This window comes from Flavobacterium plurextorum, from assembly GCF_024638035.1.
GTDB classification, from domain to species: Bacteria; Bacteroidota; Bacteroidia; order Flavobacteriales; family Flavobacteriaceae; genus Flavobacterium; species Flavobacterium plurextorum.
Genome location: NZ_CP100442.1, coordinates 24,491 through 41,332, shown reverse-complemented (window position 1 = coordinate 41,332; position 16,842 = coordinate 24,491). Strand labels below are relative to the sequence as shown.

16 protein-coding genes and 1 rRNA gene are annotated in these 16,842 nt (G+C 32.9%); 6 read left to right on the top strand and 11 right to left on the bottom strand.

All coding sequences use genetic code 11. The features are described 5' to 3' along the window. Positions 1-8 precede the first annotated feature (8 nt). The 5 genes from NLG42_RS00200 to NLG42_RS00180 all read left to right on the top strand — a co-directional run bounded on the left by NLG42_RS00200 (position 9) and on the right by NLG42_RS00180 (position 4,218). Positions 9-371 (top strand): hypothetical protein, encoded by a 363-nt coding sequence (locus NLG42_RS00200; RefSeq protein ID WP_257682688.1) that lies wholly within the window; start codon positions 9-11, stop codon positions 369-371. A gap of 159 nt (positions 372-530) precedes the next feature. Beyond that, on the top strand, positions 531-1,022 hold the full coding sequence (locus NLG42_RS00195; protein ID WP_257682687.1) for a hypothetical protein: 492 nt from the start codon (positions 531-533) through the stop codon (positions 1,020-1,022). Positions 1,023-1,053: 31 nt separating this feature from the next. Further along, a complete protein-coding gene (locus tag NLG42_RS00190; protein ID WP_257682686.1) occupies positions 1,054-1,845 on the top strand; it encodes a sensor histidine kinase in 792 nt (263 codons plus the stop codon). Positions 1,846-1,955: 110 nt separating this feature from the next. Further along, complete coding sequence (locus NLG42_RS00185; RefSeq protein ID WP_257682685.1) at positions 1,956-2,621, top strand: response regulator transcription factor; 666 nt, start codon at positions 1,956-1,958, stop codon at positions 2,619-2,621. A 337-nt stretch (positions 2,622-2,958) separates the two neighbouring features. Then, a complete protein-coding gene (locus tag NLG42_RS00180; protein WP_257682684.1) occupies positions 2,959-4,218 on the top strand; it encodes an asparagine synthetase B in 1,260 nt (419 codons plus the stop codon). On the opposite strand, the gene NLG42_RS00175 is transcribed toward NLG42_RS00180, so the two are convergent. The 11 genes from NLG42_RS00175 to thrS form a co-directional block, all read right to left on the bottom strand. After that, entirely contained in the window at positions 4,215-5,018 is an 804-nt protein-coding gene (locus tag NLG42_RS00175; RefSeq protein ID WP_257682683.1) for an endonuclease/exonuclease/phosphatase family protein, read from the bottom strand. The genes NLG42_RS00180 and NLG42_RS00175 overlap by 4 nt on opposite strands. 89 nt (positions 5,019-5,107) lie before the next feature. After that, positions 5,108-5,338, bottom strand: a complete 231-nt coding sequence (locus tag NLG42_RS00170; RefSeq protein ID WP_089057245.1) for a hypothetical protein — start codon at positions 5,336-5,338, stop codon at positions 5,108-5,110. Between the two features lie 81 nt (positions 5,339-5,419). Further along, positions 5,420-6,088, bottom strand: a complete 669-nt coding sequence (locus NLG42_RS00165) for a DNA-binding transcriptional response regulator (protein ID WP_089057244.1) — start codon at positions 6,086-6,088, stop codon at positions 5,420-5,422. Between the two features lie 11 nt (positions 6,089-6,099). After that, positions 6,100-7,866, bottom strand: coding sequence for an ATP-binding protein (locus NLG42_RS00160; RefSeq protein ID WP_257682682.1), 1,767 nt, complete (start codon positions 7,864-7,866; stop codon positions 6,100-6,102). A gap of 11 nt (positions 7,867-7,877) precedes the next feature. Continuing rightward, on the bottom strand, positions 7,878-9,599 hold the full coding sequence (locus tag NLG42_RS00155) for a tetratricopeptide repeat-containing sensor histidine kinase (RefSeq protein WP_257682681.1): 1,722 nt from the start codon (positions 9,597-9,599) through the stop codon (positions 7,878-7,880). A gap of 168 nt (positions 9,600-9,767) precedes the next feature. Then, the gene (locus NLG42_RS00150; RefSeq protein WP_257682680.1) at positions 9,768-10,202 is read right to left on the bottom strand and encodes a carboxymuconolactone decarboxylase family protein; all 435 of its coding nucleotides are present in this window, start codon (positions 10,200-10,202) and stop codon (positions 9,768-9,770) included. A gap of 77 nt (positions 10,203-10,279) precedes the next feature. Next, complete coding sequence (locus NLG42_RS00145; protein WP_099720658.1) at positions 10,280-10,852, bottom strand: Crp/Fnr family transcriptional regulator; 573 nt, start codon at positions 10,850-10,852, stop codon at positions 10,280-10,282. 125 nt (positions 10,853-10,977) lie between these two features. Beyond that, complete coding sequence (gene rplT / locus NLG42_RS00140) at positions 10,978-11,322, bottom strand: 50S ribosomal protein L20 (RefSeq protein WP_008464948.1); 345 nt, start codon at positions 11,320-11,322, stop codon at positions 10,978-10,980. Positions 11,323-11,423: 101 nt separating this feature from the next. Continuing rightward, the gene (rpmI, locus tag NLG42_RS00135) at positions 11,424-11,621 is read right to left on the bottom strand and encodes a 50S ribosomal protein L35 (protein WP_007810722.1); all 198 of its coding nucleotides are present in this window, start codon (positions 11,619-11,621) and stop codon (positions 11,424-11,426) included. A gap of 116 nt (positions 11,622-11,737) precedes the next feature. Further along, positions 11,738-12,289: a translation initiation factor IF-3 gene (gene infC / locus NLG42_RS00130; RefSeq protein WP_089054229.1), complete on the bottom strand. Its 552-nt coding sequence runs from the start codon at positions 12,287-12,289 to the stop codon at positions 11,738-11,740. A gap of 22 nt (positions 12,290-12,311) precedes the next feature. Then, on the bottom strand, positions 12,312-14,258 hold the full coding sequence (gene thrS / locus NLG42_RS00125; protein WP_089057239.1) for a threonine--tRNA ligase: 1,947 nt from the start codon (positions 14,256-14,258) through the stop codon (positions 12,312-12,314). Positions 14,259-15,261: 1,003 nt separating this feature from the next. On the opposite strand from thrS, the gene NLG42_RS00120 reads away from it, so the two are divergent. Then, positions 15,262-16,775: ribosomal RNA gene (locus NLG42_RS00120) — 16S ribosomal RNA — on the top strand. The last annotated feature ends 67 nt before the right edge of the window (positions 16,776-16,842 follow it).

The window sequence follows — 16,842 nt, the reverse complement described above, 5'->3', positions numbered from 1 at the left end:
GAAAAACCATGAGAGAAGAAGACTTTCCAGGACCTATTAAAATTACAAAAGCGACTGCTGAAAAATGGGAGGAAAAATATCAAAAAGATACCACAATTGAAGACAGTAATAAAAAAGTAAAAGCTTTTTTAATACCAAGAGAAAGTTTAGAAATGGTATTAAAGCTTAATACTGTTGCTGTTCGTGCACATATTGGAATTAATGATCAAAACGAAAGGACGTTAATTTTTGTTGGAGCAAGATATGATAAAGAAACAGATACCTATGTAGATGTTTATGGGCCTCCTGTTCAGCCAAAAAATGCCGAAGATTCAGGTCCAGGTGAAGATGAAGATGCTTATGATGGTGCTCGCCCTTGCCCTCCATATTGATTTTAAAAAAACTACAAAGTGGATGATTTTTTAATTTATTCAGCTTATTTGATTTTATTATTAAATCTTATATTATATTCATATAGCTTTTTCCGAAAGGAAAAAGCTAATGTTTTTTTTGTTTCTTATTTAGCTTTTTCATTTTTACTGCAAATCTATATGGAGATTATTTATTTCCTAAGAGGGAATAATTTGCTTGCTATTAATATATTCTTTGTAGGACAAATGATATTATTAGGGTTATTTTATAATTCATTAATGCACATAAAAACACAAAAGTTATTTGTAAAAACTAGTTTGATAATTGCTTTATTGGTTTTAGGAGTACAATTTATTATGGATCCAAATCAATTTTTTAAATTTAATTTATTCGAAATCACATTAACATCCTTGCTGATTGTTGTTTTTGCTCTAATTCATTTCTATAATATGCTGACAGATAATAAAGAATACTATTATATCAGCATTGGGATTGTTTTTTATTTGCTAACCAGTACAGTACTGTTTTTGGTAGGTAATCTTTCGTCCGAATTAAGTTTAGATCTAAAATATATAACATGGATGTTGAATGCTTTTTTAATCGTAGTTTATCAGCTTTTTATTTTATACGATTGGATTAAAAGCAATCCAAAAAAAGGTTCATTAGTTTAATTGAAAAACTTGCGATAAAGATTAACTTAATATGAGAACGAACTCAATTCCTGAAAAAGAACTTGTTGCCATAATTTTATATATTTCACTTTTCTTTATAATTGTTGCAGTTGTGTTGATTATATTCTTTTACTTCTCTAGAAAGAAAATTATTCAAAAAGAAATTGAAAATAAAAATCTAGAAATTCAACATCAAAAAGACCAACTGCATGCAATAATTGTTACTCAAGAAGAAGAACGAAAACGAATTGCTCAGGATTTACATGACGATATCAGTTCTAAGCTGAATATAGTTTCACTAAATAGTCATTTGCTTACTTCTCCAAATTTAACTGAACAGGAGATAAGTGAAATAACCGATAATATAATTTCACTGACGGCAAAGGCACTCGAGAATTCTAGAAAAATAACGCATAATTTATTGCCTCCAGTTTTTGAAAAGTTTGGACTTAATGCAGGAGTTGAAGAATTATGTGAAGAATTTGAAAGTGGAAAATCGGTGCAGACGCATTATGAAAACGAGATTGATTTTGACGAGAATGATATTGATCGTCACTTGCATGTTTTTAGAATTCTACAAGAGTTAATGAATAATTCTGTCCGTCATGGAAAAGCTGCTGAAATTTGGATTAGCTTTAAGTTAGTTGATGAAATTCCAACTTGTTTTTATGAAGACAATGGAGTAGGGTTTGACAGCAAGAATGCCGAAAATCAAAAGGGACTTGGTTGGAAAAATATTGATTCTCGAATATCTTTCTTGAACGGAACAATTAAATTAAAGTCTGAAATTGGTAAAGGACTTGCTGTTGTTTTTACTTTTTAGTTGGGGATAGTGTTTTAAAACTAGATTTTAACCAATTTAATAGGCGTTTAGAGCTTTTTTTGGTTCAAATTTTGTAATTTCGGGAAACCAAATGACCAAAAACAGAAAAAATGAATCCCGTTATAAAAATTGCTTTAGTCGATGACGAAGTTTTGTTTCGAAAAGGAATAGCTTTTTTATTGCAAAGAGAAGCTAATATTGAAATTGTTTTTGAATCCTCAAATGGCGAAGAATTAATTTCAAAGCTGGAAGAGAATGATAATACACCAGATATTATCATCATGGATTTGAAAATGCCTGTTTTAAATGGTGTTGAAGCAACAAAAATTATTCGAAAATCTTTCCCTCAAATAAAAATTATTGCACTTACGAGTTATGACTCTAAATCATTCATTGCAAATATGATTCAGGTTGGAGCCGTTGCTTATTTAATTAAAAATACTACTCCAAAAGATTTAATTAAAACCATTAATGAAGTTTATGCAAAAGGATTTTATTATAACGAAAGTGTTCTAAAAACAATTCAAGAAACAATTGTTTCTTCGAAAAATTCTAAAGGAAGTTTAGAAACGAGTTTTCTTTCACCTCGTGAAATTGAAATTCTTCAGCTTATTTGTCAACAAAAAACAACTACAGAAATTGCAGAGCATCTTTTTTTAAGTCCGAGAACGGTAGAAGGGCATCGCAACAATTTACTGCTAAAAACAGAATCTAGAAATATTGCTGGTTTAGTAGTATACGCTATTCAAAACGAAATCGCAGTTTTGACCCCATAAATTTTAGCTGGTTAAAAAATGAATTGATAATACGTAATATAGTATTATTGTAAATACAAGTAAACAAAGACCTATTTTTTGTATTACATTAAGTCCTTTTGGTTGGTTGTTACTATCATTAAACTTCATGGCTATGGTTTTACATTGATTAGTTTGATGATTTGGGATTTCAAATGTAAGTAGTTTTTTCATTTAAAGAGTACGTGTTTATACGTGTTTTTCTATTACTGTAATTCATTTTTGTATATTGATTTTTAACGTTTTATTTAATTATAAAACATTTATATCTTTTGTGTTTTTGCACGTATCCTTATATCTTTACTAAAATAATTTTCTGATGAAAAAAAACTTCCTATATATATTTATTGTGCTGCTGTCATTTCAAGCTAAAGCTTCATTTATACTGCTTCCAATGGATGAAACCACTCAGCAGAATCACTTAAAAGCATACGGGATTACATATTGGTGTTTAAGTAAAGATTATAAAGCAAGCTGGCTGCTTAATTATCGAGGTGGTTCATTTTTATTGCCTGATGCGGAGGAAATTAGGAAAGAATGTAAAATTAGAGGCGTAAGTTTTGAGATACTTTCTGATAGTGAAGAGGCTTCTATATTAAATGATATTTCGAGTCCATCTCAAAATATGGAATCGGTTATTCTTGAAAAAGCACCAAAAATTGCAGTTTATACTCCAAAAGGGAAACAGCCATGGGATGATGCTGTAACACTGGTTTTGACTTATGCCGAAATTCCATTTACACCAATTTATGATGAAGAAGTTTTAAGTGATCAATTATTGCTTTATGATTGGCTTCATTTGCATCATGAGGATTTTACCGGGCAATATGGAAAATTTTATACTGCTTATAAAAATACGCCATGGTATATTGAACAAAAGAAAGATGCCGAAGCCTTAGCTGCGAAACTTGGTTATCCTAAAGTTTCAGTAGAAAAAGGAGCAGTTGCAAAAAAAATTAGAGATTTTGTAATTGGCGGCGGCTTTATGTTTGCAATGTGTTCAGCTACTGATAGTTTTGATATTGCTCTTGCCGCTGACGGAGTTGATATTTGTGAAACCATGTTTGATGGAGATCCAAGTGAATCTAATTATCAATCAAAATTAAATTACGGGAATTCATTTGCATTCAAAAACTTCATTTTAGAACGAAGACCAGAAGTTTATGAGTTTTCTGATATTGATATGACATCAGTACGCCGAGTTCCTATGGATAAAGATTATTTTACTTTAATGGAATTTTCGGCAAAGTGGGATCCAATTCCTAGTATGTTATGCCAGAATCATACCCAATTGGTAAAAGGTTTTATGGGACAGACAACTTCGTTTAATGAAACTTTGGTAAAATCAAATGTTCTGGTTATGGGAACTTGTGAAATAAATGGTGAAGCCAGGTACATTCATGGTGAAAAAGGAAAAGGAATGTTTACTTTTTTTGGAGGTCACGATCCTGAAGATTACCAGCATCAAGTTGGCGATCCACCTACAGTTTTAGATTTACATCCGAATTCTCCTGGGTATCGTTTAATTTTAAACAATGTTTTATTTCCTGCCGCAAAAAAGAAAAAACTAAAAACTTAATTGAGTGAAAATTCGAACCAAATCGGAATATGATCTGATATTTTTCTAGCTTCTTGAAGAGAATCGAATTTTTTGTAAAACAAAATTACTCCTGATCGAGTATTTTTAAATTTCGCTGTACTGTAGAAAATATTATCAAATTCAGACGCTAAACATTCGTCATGTTTGCATTTTTGTTTTAAAGTGGTTTTTTGCTTTTGTAATATGGGTGAGTATCCAGCCTTTTTTAGCGGATTGAAAACGGTATGTGATTCAGGACAATTAAAATCGCCTGCAAAAACTAAGTTTAAATTTGGATATTCTTGAGGTAGAAATTTAAAATACTTAATTTCAGTTTCAGGTTGTTTCTTTTTTGTAATTGCATGATAATTAACAAGAGTTACTGTTTTTTTATCAATTTCAAATGTTGCAAAATAAGGCTCTCGGTCAATCTCAAGTGAATATTTTTTTTCAAGCCAAGGCTTTCCTATTAGTTTAGCTTTGCTGGTTTTCCAAAGAAAAGCATAACGTTCTGTTTTGTAACTTGTACCGCTGGTTGGTTCACTAATGGTATAATCCCATTTTGAACCTTTTACATTTAATAATTGTGATAGTTTAGCAATAGTTTGTGCACCTCCATATCCTGCAACAATTTCTTGAATTGCAATAATGTCATAATCTTGAACGGTAGAAGCGATGAAATTTAAGCTGGATTGAGTTTTTGATTTGCCGAAATTTTCCAAATTCCAAGAAAGAAATTTGGTTTGAGAAAATGATTGAGCTGTAAATAGTAAGAGAACGTATATTAGAATGTTTTTCATTTGCTTATATAAAATATCAAATATAAGCAATTGAGTTTTTCTCTCACTTTTAATAACTTCAATTTAGATATTATTTTGTTCTAATGAGCTTAGTGTTTTTTATATCTGTTTTTCAATGCAGTTCCAATAATAATTATTTGTAAAACAAGAAGCGCAGGTATAAAGACAATTTTCCAATCAACTTCAAGCCATCCTGTTTTCTCGGAAACTAGAGCAAAAGTCAGGGAAAGAAATAGGCACAAGATCATAGTTTTCATAATAATTTTATTATTGGTTGTATTTATTTTTGCAAATAAATTGAATTTGTATTTTGGTTTCATTGGGTAGATTCGTAGGTTATAGCAAACTTATGTCTATAAAAATGCATTTCCTTACGGGAATCCGTAAAAAGAACAGGAAAATTAAACTAGTCCAAAATCTTTCGCAATAGCAATTAAATGTACATTGTTGTTTGCTTTGAAATAAATTTTTAATTTATTTATTCGTTTTTCAATACTGCTCGTTCCATTAGGAGTTATTGCATTTACTTTAAACTCATTTGAAATACTTTCTAATATATGACCTTGAGCTAGAAGTTTTAGAATTGAAATATCATAAGACTCAATTTCTATCAACGATTTGTCATTAAAACTAAAGTTTAAATCTGATGATAGTATTTTTTCTTCATCGTTATACGTTTTTTCAATAGCATTTCTTAATTCATGAATACTGTTTCTTCCTTTCGAAACATAAGCATTAATTCCTAAATCATTAAAAAGAGTTTTAATTCGGTAAGGTTTGTCTTCTATCGAGAATACGATTTTTTTTATATTAGGTTGTATTGTATTAATTGCCTCTATAAGATCATCTCCACTTTCTAAAATAGTTTCGCGATGATCTATTTTAAAAGATAAATCCGTAATTAGCAAATCATATGGTTCTTTATCTTTTAAACCTTTCTTTATTTTTAATAATCCGTCATCACAGTATTTTACATGATGAATTGTGGGTATCTGTAAATCTTCAAGCGCCTGAATAACCGCTATACTTATACTGTCTAGATCTTCTGCAACTAAAACTTTTTTAAACATAATACTTTACTTTATAAAGGGAAAGTGAAATTTATCTTGAAACCTTTTTCTAGATTATGGTCAAAATTAATAGTTCCATTTATTGTTTTAATACGGTTTTCCACATTTTGCAGCGTATTTTTTAAAATTGTTTTTTCGTTTTCAGTTTCAACCCTGTTATCACTATAGGTAACAGTAATATTTTTTTGGATTATTTTGAAGGAAACTATTACTAGAGAAACATTACTGCTGCTTTTCATGATTTGAAACAACTCTTGTAAAATGCGATAAACAATTATTTTTTTATTTCTATCGATTTTGGTCCAATTAATGTCATTCAAGCCATTTGTTAAAATACTTATTTGAGATGTTTTAAAACCTGAAATCATTTCTTTAAGACCAGATTCATATTTCTCATTTGTCTCTATAATGCTGTTTTCTCTCGAAATCGTACGTGTTTGAGAATAAATTTTTTCAAGATTGTTCAATAGTTTGTTTTTATTTTCGACAGTTTCTAGGTCGGTTTCTTTAACATAAGACAAAGTATTGTAGACTTGAAGAGCAAGTTTGTTATGTAATTTTCTTGAAATTCTTTTTTCACTTTCAAACACAGCTTCTTTTTTTTCTTTTTTTCCCTTTAGAGATAAGTAAAATACTAGAATTACAAAAAATCCTATTATGAAAACAATTACAATATACGAAATGATGTTCCGATTTTTGTGTCGTTCTAATTGCAGTTCATTTTCTGTTTTTTCTGCTTTGAGTTGTAAATTTTGCTCTTTATCTACTTTAGATTCATATCTCATTGTGGAAAATTGATTTTTATTCATTTTCCCTGCTTTTGTTATACTGTCTGTAAGATGAATGTACTTTTTGATATGTTTTTTTAGTTCATTTCCTTCGCTGGATTCTATTGCGACAGATAAGCTGAGAACAATTTCCGTTACAGATTTCATCTTTGTAGCCGTTTTTAATGCTTCTGTGGCATATTTTTTTGCTAATTGAGGATCTTTTTTTTGAAAATATGTAGAAAGATGACGATAGCTGTTCACTAAACCCTCACTGCTTTTTGGGTGTAAACGAATTTCTAGAGCCTTGTAATAACATTTTAGAGCTTCGTCATTATTTCCTTTTTTATAATAGCAGTATCCCATATTGTCTAGTACAAAAGCATAATTGCTATCGTCTAAATGTTTATGCTTAGAAGCGTGGACATTAGAAGCAAGGATTTGATAAATCTCTATTGCTTTGTCATATTCATTTTTGTTTTTATAAGTAGCCGCGATATTATTTAAAGCAACACGCTTTCTCCATAAACTTGTTTTTAGTCTTAGCGCTTTTTTAAAATAAAGTTCCGCGTTGGTAAAGTCATAAGTACTTAAGTAATTTTGTCCTTGTACATTGTAAATAAGCCAAGAATATCTGGGGTTCTTAATTAACTTTAAATATGGTAATGCTTTTGTAGCTGCAATTTCGCTGGAAATATAATCAGAGCTTGAGTAGTGTAGATCTGCGATACAATACAGTGAATACACATAATCTGTTGTATTGATTTCTGGATCACAGAGTTTTATAGCCTTATTATATGTTAGAATTGCCAGTTCTCTATTGTCGTCGTCAAAGTACAGATCTGCTTTATCTATTATGCTTTTAATTTCTACAGCGTTATCCTTTGTCTTTTGCTGAGATTCAGCATTTTTGTTTCTCTTAGATTGCAATAGAAATATTGCCCCAACTATTAATATTGTTAAGAATATTAAAAAATATTTTAAGAAAAATCGATTCTTAATGAACTTCATTGCTTTTGTAATCAAATTGAGAATTTAAAGATTACTTTAAACCCATTGTTAAGTGAGGAATCAAATTTAATTTCTCCTTTTATTGAGTTAATCCTATTCTCTACATTAGAAAGGCCATTTTTAAAAGTCATAGAATTTAAATTGACGCCTTTTCCATTATCGGTATAAGTAACCGTAATATTTCTATCACTTTTTTTTAAATTAATACCAACTAGTGTAGCGTTACTATGTTTTTTCATGTTTACAAGTAATTCTTGTAACACCCTATAAGTCGTTGTTTTTTTGTTCTTTTCAACTTCATTCCAAGGAATGTTTTCAATGCCATTTAGTAGAAGATTAATATTGGGAGTATTAAAGCCTGTGATCATTTCTTTTAAAAATAAAATATATTTTTCAGATGTTATAATTGGGCCGTTTTCTTTTGATATATCCCAAGTTCGAGCATATATTACATCTAGATTTTTGATCAATTGTTCTTTATTTTCGGATACAGAAAGGTTTCTGTTTTCGGCAAAAGCCATTGCATGATAGATGTCATTTGCTAACTCGTCATGCAGTTTTTTAGCAATTCTTGTTTCACTCTTATAAGTTGCTTCAATTTTTTCTTTATTTGCACTAGATATTAAATGAAAGTACAACGTTAATATTAAACTTAAACTTAATATAATAATGATGTAAGAGATTATATTTCGATTTTTTTGTCGCTCTAACTGCAGCTCATTTTCAATTTTATTGGTCTTCAGTTTTAGGTTTTCGTTCCGCTCTTTTTTTGTGTCATACTTAATTCGGGCAAATTGATTTTTTGCTTTCTGTCGTATTTCGGTTAGACTATCATTAAGTTTAATATATAAAAGAGAGTAATTTTTTAGCTCGTTGTTTGCAGAACTGTTTATTAGTAATTTTAGAGCAGACATTCTGCCTTCTGAATAATTTTTGAGAGCTGAGTTTTTATAACTAAGTTGTGCATATTTTTTTGATAACGAAGGATTTTTTGTTTCATAAAATTCGGCCAAATGCAGATGAATCTTAGTGCTAGAAAGATAATCTTTTGTTTCGTCCGCTGTTTTTAATGCTCTAGTAAAGTATGAAAGTGCGCGGTCGTCTCCAATTTTGAAATAGCAAAAACCTATATTGTCTAGTATTTTTATAAAACTTTCTCGATTTTCAAGAATTTCTTTTTTGTCAGTCAAAGAAATGAAAATTTTTAAAGCTTCATTGTATTTGCCCTGTTTTAATAAAACCAGTGCTATATTGTTTTGAGTGCTTAATTTTCTCCCTTCGCTTGTATTTAAACTTAATGCTTTTTTATAGTAGGATAAAGCATTGTTGTAATCATAAGTAAGCAGATAATTGGTGCCTAATTCTATATAAGTGTTCCAAATGTAGTTGGGATTTTTTATGTGCTTAAGGTAAGGCAAAGCTTCCGTAAGAGTTGATTCGCTGCCAGTATTGTCTCCTTGCGATCTTTGGATTTCAGCCATAGAATTTAATGTGCTGACAAAGATTTCAGTTTCAGTTTTTGGGTTGCAAATAAATTTTGCTTTATTATAGTAAAAAAAGGCACTGTCAAAATTTTGATTATCATAGAAACGATCTCCTAATGCAATTAGTTTTTCGGTTTTTTCCTTAGTATTATTAGTAACAGCTTTAAAAGATTCTTGTTTTTGACACGAAAATAAAATAATAAATATTAGAATTATGTAAAGGGATATTATCTTGTATTTTTGTTTCATGCGCCAAAAATAAAAAAAATAAATCCCCTTGAAAGAGTATATATACGGTATTTTTAAAACTTAGAATAAAACTAATTTTCTATTTCTCATTTGCAATCATATACAAAAAGGCCCTCAAGACAGAGGGCTTTTGGCTATGATAATTTTGCAGGATTTATCTTTGTAAAACTAGACTGCTCTTAATCCTGTTGTAATTGCTAATCTATTCCAAGAGTTAATTGTGATGATTGCAAGAATAATTTCAGCTAAGTATTTTTCGTCAAATAGGTTTGCCGCATTTTGATACACTTCATCCGAAACATGATTTCCAATTAAGGTTACAGCTTCAGTTAAAGCTAAAATTGCTTTTTCTTCTTCAGTGTAAACATCAGCTTCGCGCCAAGCGCTGGTTAAATAGATACGTTGTTCAGTTTCACCTTGTTTTCTTGCATCTGCAGTATGCATATTAATACAAAAAGCACAGCCATTTATTTGTGATGCACGAATTTTGATTAGCTCTTTATGAGTTGATGTTAATGAAGTCGTTGAGATGTATTTTTCTAAATTTAGTAATGCTTGATATGCTTGCGGGGCAACTTCTGGGATAAGGATTCTTGATTTCATTTTATATGTTTTAAAGTTCAATACAAAGGTCAGTAATGAATGCTTTAAAAAACTTGAACTACTTCAAGAAATTTGGTTTATACTTTTCCTGCTCTGATTTTACTCATGAATTCAGCTGAAAAATCTAGGTAGGAGGCAAGCATATACTGAGGAACACGTTGTACAAAATCAGGGTTTAGATTATTGAAATGATGGTATCTCTCTTCCGCCGACATTGTAAATAGAAATTTAATTCTCATTTGCGCAGCTCCAAATGATTTTTGAGAAACGATTCGAAAGTATCGTTCCAACTTCGGAATTTCGATTAATAGAGATTCTAAAGTACTTTTTTCAATAGCAATTAGTTCGCTGTTTTCAACTGTCTGGATGTAGAAGTGTGATGGAGTAGTGTTGTGATAACTTAAATAATCAGTGATCCACCAATTTTCAATTGCAAATTGCAAAGTTTGTTCCGTACCTTTTGAGTTAATTATGTATTGCCTTGCAAAGCCCTTTATTATAAAATATAGTGTATTGCAAACTTGCCCTTCTTGTAATAGATGTTCTTTCTTTTTTATTTTCGAGAGTTTCAAGCATGATTCAAGGGTGTCAATTTCTGAAGGCTCAAGTGTTACAAATTTCTGTATGTGGTCAAATAGAGGAGTAAACATTTTGTGGTTGTTTTTTAAAAGAGTCTTAAAGGTAAAGCAGATTGTTGTAAAAACAAAAAACCATCCGAATTAACGAATGGTTTCTTTATGATAAGTAAGTAATCTAAATTGAGTTTATAAAACGTTTATTTTACTTTATTAAGTATTGCTTTGAAAGCTTCTGGGTGGTTCATAGCTAAATCAGCAAGAACTTTACGGTTCAATTCGATTCCGTTAGCTTTAACTTTCCCCATGAATTGAGAATAAGACATTCCTTCTAATCTAGCTCCAGCGTTAATACGTTGAATCCATAATGAACGGAAATTTCTTTTGTTCTGTTTTCTGTCACGGTAAGCATAGCTCATTGCTTTCTCTACCGCGTTCTTAGCAACTGTCCAAACGTTTTTACGTCTACCAAAGAAACCTTTGGCTTGCTTCATTATTTTTTTTCTTCTTGCTCTTTTAGCAACTGAATTTACCGATCTTGGCATAATTTTAATGTGTTTTTGTAGCAGGCGTCCTGAATTAAATCAAAGGAACTTCAAAGCCATACTCCAAGGTTATATAAATAATTTTTTAACCTAAAGAATTATTAGATAATTCTTAATTGTTGTTTGATGCTTTTCATATCTGTTGAGTGAACTAGCGCTGAGTGTGTCAAAGCTAATTTACGTTTTTTAGATTTTTTAGTCAAGATGTGACTTTTAAAAGCATGCTTTCTTTTAATCTTTCCAGAACCAGTAACTTTAAAACGTTTCTTAGCGCTAGATTTAGTTTTCATTTTAGGCATTTTTCCTAGTGTTTTAATTTATTCTTACTTACTTATATCTTGAGTCAGAAAGTTCAAAAGTCAAAAGTCAAAAGTCAGTTTAAGACTTTCGACTTTAAGGCTTTCGACTTTAAGACTTATTTCTTTTTCTTAGGAGCAATGAACATAATCATTCTCTTTCCTTCAAGAACTGGCATAGCTTCAACTTTACCATGTTCTTCTAGATCCGTAGCCAAACGTAATAATAAAATTTGTCCTTGATCTTTATAGATGATTGAACGCCCTTTAAAGAAAACGAATGCTTTTAACTTAGAACCTTCTTTTAAGAACTTCTCAGCATTCTTTCTTTTAAATTCATAATCATGCTCATCTGTTTGAGGACCAAAACGAATTTCCTTTACAACAACTTGTGAAGACTTAGCTTTTAATGCTTTATCACGTTTCTTTTGTTCGTAAACAAATTTCTTGTAATCCATGATTTTACAAACCGGCGGCTCAGCATTTGGCGAAATTTCAACCAAATCCAATTCGAACTGATCTGCTAGACGTAAAGCTTCTGCAAGCTTAAATACACCTGGTTCGATGTTTTCGCCTACTAACCTTACTTCTTGTACACCACGAATATTATTGTTTATTCTGTGTGCATCTTTTTTTTCTACTCGAGGTTGAAAACCTCTGTTACTTTTTATTGCTATGACTTTATAATTTAAGTTAAACTGTAAATACTTTTAGTGTCTTTTTTATTTCTTCGTCTACTATAGAAGCAAATTCTTCAATAGAAACTGTAATATTACCTTTTCCTTCTTGTCCATGGCGACGTATAGAAATTGTACCGTTTTTCTCCTCTTCCTCGCCCACAATCAGCATAAACGGGATTTTTTGCATTTCTGCATCTCTAATTTTCTTACCGATAGTTTCATTTCGGTTGTCAATTAGGGCGCGAATTTCGTGATTTTCTAGCAAATCTAAAACTTTTTTAGCATAATTTTCGTATTTCTCGCTCAAAGACAAGATAATAGCCTGTTCTGGCATAAGCCAAAGCGGGAAATTTCCTGCAGTGTGCTCTAGTAAAATTGCTATAAAACGTTCCATAGATCCAAAAGGAGCTCGGTGAATCATAACTGGGCGATGTAATTCATTATCAGCACCTTTGTATGTTAAATCAAAACGTTCTGGCAGGTTGTAATCTACCTGAATAGTTCCTAGTTGCCATTGTCTTCCTAAGGCATCTTTAACCATAAAGTCAAGCTTAGGTCCGTAGAATGCAGCTTCACCATATTCAACAACAGTATTTAATCCTTTGTCTGCAGCAGCATTGATGATAGCGTTTTCTGCTTTTTCCCAGTTTTCATCTGTACCAATGTACTTCTCTCTATTTTCTTGGTCTCTTAAAGAAATCTGAGCTGTAAAGTTTTCAAAACCTAACGAACCAAATACATATAATACTAAGTCAATTACTTTTTTGAACTCTTCATCCAATTGTTCCGGAGTACAGAAAATATGTGCATCATCCTGAGTAAAACCTCTTACGCGAGTTAAACCATGTAATTCACCAGATTGCTCATATCTATATACTGTACCAAATTCAGCATAACGCTTTGGTAAGTCTTTGTAAGACCAAGGTCTAACATTGTAAATCTCGCAGTGGTGAGGGCAGTTCATTGGTTTTAATAAAAATTCTTCACCTTCTGCTGGAGTATGAATTGGTTGAAAACTATCAGCTCCGTATTTAGCGTAGTGACCAGAAGTAACATAAAGTTCTTTTTGACCAATATGCGGACTTACAACTTGCTCGTAACCTGCTTTCTTTTGAGCTTTCTTTAAAAATTGCTCTAAACGTTCTCTTAGTGCTGCGCCTTTTGGTAACCATAAAGGTAAACCTTGACCAACCTTTTGTGAGAAAGCAAATAATTCTAATTCCTTTCCTAGTTTACGATGATCACGACGTTTCGCTTCTTCAAGAAGTTCAAGATACTCTGTTAAATCTTTTTGCTTAGGGAAAGAAGTTCCGTAAACACGAGTTAATTGCTTGTTTTTTTCGTCACCTCTCCAATAAGCACCAGCAACACTCATCACTTTCATGGCTTTGATAATTCCAGTATTCGGAATGTGGCCTCCACGACATAAATCAGTAAAAGTAGAATGATCGCAAAAAGTAATAGTTCCGTCTTCAAGATTAGAGATTAATTCAGTCTTGTAAACATTGTCTTTGTACATTTCTAATGCGTCAGCTTTACTAACAGGTCGCATTTTAAATTCGTGTTTTCCTCTTGAAATTTCAAGAACACGATCTTCGATCTTTTTAAAATCAGCCTCAGAGATCTTTTGATCTTCAAAATCTACATCATAATAAAATCCATTAGCAATTGCAGGTCCAAGAGTTAGTTTAATTCCAGGATACAATTCCTCAAGAGCTTGGGCCATTACGTGTGAAGTCGAATGCCAGAAAGCTTTTTTTCCCTCAGCATCATTCCAGGTATATAATATAAGATTACCATCCGTCGTTAATGGAGTCTCGGTTTCAATAGTTGTACCATTAAAAGATGCAGAAATCACATTTCGTGCAAAACCTTCGCTAATGTTTTTAGCGACCTCCATTGGAGTTACGCCTTGAGCGAACTCTCTAATTGACCCATCGGGTAAAGTAATCTTGATCATTGTTTATAATTTTGTGAATGCAAATATAAGTGATTACAAAAATACATACAATATATATATGTATAAGATTGCTATTATATATAAGTAAGGTTTAGTGTTGTGTTTTGTAAATTGAAAATGCTGCTATACTATATAAGAGTAAAAAAAGGGATAGCAGTCAAAAGATATTTAGGTTTTGTATTTTTTGGCAGCTTTTTCCCGCTATTCGTTTCAATCTTTTATTTTGAACCCCCAAATAAAGGGATTTCCACTTCTATCGGGGCTGGAGAATGAGCTATTAAAGGAAATAAGAGGAGGAAAAGAAGAAATAAGTTCTTTTAAAGAGCCAATAAGCTTTAAAAAGAGATTGTAAATCTTAGATTCTTCACTATAGAATAAGAAAAACGCTGAAAACTCTGCAAAAGCAGGGGGTTTAAAAGCGTGTAAAATAAAGAAACGGCACTGTAATGGAGAAAACCCTTACAATAGATTGTGAAAAGCTGCTTTGTAAAGAATCCGTTATCAGTTAGTTAAGAAATAAAGTAAAAAAAGAATAAAAAAACTTTCTAAAAAGGCTTGTTTAAGTGGAATTGTTGTGTACTTTTGCACCCGCAACAGCGATAAACGTTCACCGAAATACTGACAAGCAAGGCAAATAAGCAGAGAAGAAATTTTCAAAAAAATATTGCGAAAAGCTTGTGAGAATGGAAAACGGATATTACATTTGCACCCCGCAAAATGCGGAAAGTTATTTGAAAGACTGGTAAGGAAAATGAGAAAATGAGACGAAAAAAAAGTTTCAAAATTTTTTAAATTTTTCTTGCAGGAAACAAAATAAATTTTTAGTTTTGCACCCGCTTTGAGAAACAAATTAAGGCGTAGAAAATAAAGAAATACACGTTCGTAGACATATTGAATTGACAGCCGTTTTGAAAGAGATTTCAAAACAAAAGAATAAGAGTAATAGAATCGTAAGATTCGAAAAGAACCGATAGATCATCATCGCAATATAATATTAAAATATACGATGAAGAGTTTGATCCTGGCTCAGGATGAACGCTAGCGGCAGGCTTAACACATGCAAGTCGAGGGGTATATGTCTTCGGATATAGAGACCGGCGCACGGGTGCGTAACGCGTATGCAATCTACCTTTTACAGAGGGATAGCCCAGAGAAATTTGGATTAATACCTCATAGTATAGCTCTACCGCATGGTAGTACTATTAAAGTCACAACGGTAAAAGATGAGCATGCGTCCCATTAGCTAGTTGGTAAGGTAACGGCTTACCAAGGCAACGATGGGTAGGGGTCCTGAGAGGGAGATCCCCCACACTGGTACTGAGACACGGACCAGACTCCTACGGGAGGCAGCAGTGAGGAATATTGGACAATGGGCGCAAGCCTGATCCAGCCATGCCGCGTGCAGGATGACGGTCCTATGGATTGTAAACTGCTTTTGTACGAGAAGAAACACTGCTTCGTGAAGCAGCTTGACGGTATCGTAAGAATAAGGATCGGCTAACTCCGTGCCAGCAGCCGCGGTAATACGGAGGATCCAAGCGTTATCCGGAATCATTGGGTTTAAAGGGTCCGTAGGCGGTTTAGTAAGTCAGTGGTGAAAGCCCATCGCTCAACGGTGGAACGGCCATTGATACTGCTGAACTTGAATTATTAGGAAGTAACTAGAATATGTAGTGTAGCGGTGAAATGCTTAGAGATTACATGGAATACCAATTGCGAAGGCAGGTTACTACTAATTGATTGACGCTGATGGACGAAAGCGTGGGGAGCGAACAGGATTAGATACCCTGGTAGTCCACGCCGTAAACGATGGATACTAGCTGTTGGGAGCAATCTCAGTGGCTAAGCGAAAGTGATAAGTATCCCACCTGGGGAGTACGTTCGCAAGAATGAAACTCAAAGGAATTGACGGGGGCCCGCACAAGCGGTGGAGCATGTGGTTTAATTCGATGATACGCGAGGAACCTTACCAAGGCTTAAATGTAGATTGACCGGTTTGGAAACAGATCTTTCGCAAGACAATTTACAAGGTGCTGCATGGTTGTCGTCAGCTCGTGCCGTGAGGTGTCAGGTTAAGTCCTATAACGAGCGCAACCCCTGTTGTTAGTTGCCAGCGAGTCATGTCGGGAACTCTAACAAGACTGCCAGTGCAAACTGTGAGGAAGGTGGGGATGACGTCAAATCATCACGGCCCTTACGCCTTGGGCTACACACGTGCTACAATGGCCGGTACAGAGAGCAGCCACTGGGCGACCAGGAGCGAATCTATAAAACCGGTCACAGTTCGGATCGGAGTCTGCAACTCGACTCCGTGAAGCTGGAATCGCTAGTAATCGGATATCAGCCATGATCCGGTGAATACGTTCCCGGGCCTTGTACACACCGCCCGTCAAGCCATGGAAGCTGGGGGTGCCTGAAGTCGGTGACCGCAAGGAGCTGCCTAGGGTAAAACTGGTAACTAGGGCTAAGTCGTAACAAGGTAGCCGTACCGGAAGGTGCGGCTGGAACACCTCCTTTCTAGAGCCTCAAATGTTAGTGCTTGCACACGTTGAGGAAACAAGATGATTATTTATAGGATTCTGAA